The 385-nt window shown below is 76.1% G+C and carries 1 protein-coding gene; it reads left to right on the top strand.

Annotated elements, in window-relative coordinates; translation table 11 throughout:
• A partial coding sequence (locus tag MFF56_RS31975) for a methyl-accepting chemotaxis protein (RefSeq protein WP_238232264.1) occupies window positions 1–385 on the top strand: 385 nt, incomplete at both ends.

Raw genomic sequence — 385 nt, 5'->3', positions numbered from 1 at the left:
GACCATGACGGCGACGGCCGCCGAGACGGCCGGGCTGTCGGCGACCACCGCGAGCGCGGCCGAGGAGGCGTCCACCAACGTCAACACCGTGGCGGCGGCGGCCGAGGAACTCGGCGCCTCGGTGGCCGAGATCGGCCGGCAGGTCGACGGCTCGGCCGACCTCGCCCGGCGGGCGGTCGGCGAGGCCGACCAGGCCGCCGCGCTCGTGCAGGCCCTCAACGGCTCGGTCGCGCGCATCGGCGACGTGGTGGCGCTGATCTCCTCGATCGCCGGCCAGACCAACCTGCTCGCGCTCAACGCCACCATCGAGGCGGCGCGCGCCGGCGAGGCGGGGCGCGGCTTCGCGGTGGTGGCGGCGGAAGTGAAGGAACTCGCCAACCAGACC

The sequence above is a fragment of the Methylobacterium hispanicum genome (assembly GCF_022179285.1).
In the GTDB taxonomy this organism is placed as follows: Bacteria; Pseudomonadota; Alphaproteobacteria; order Rhizobiales; family Beijerinckiaceae; genus Methylobacterium; species Methylobacterium hispanicum.
Note: the sequence above shows the minus strand (reverse complement) of the source record. Positions and strands in the feature narration are given on the sequence as shown.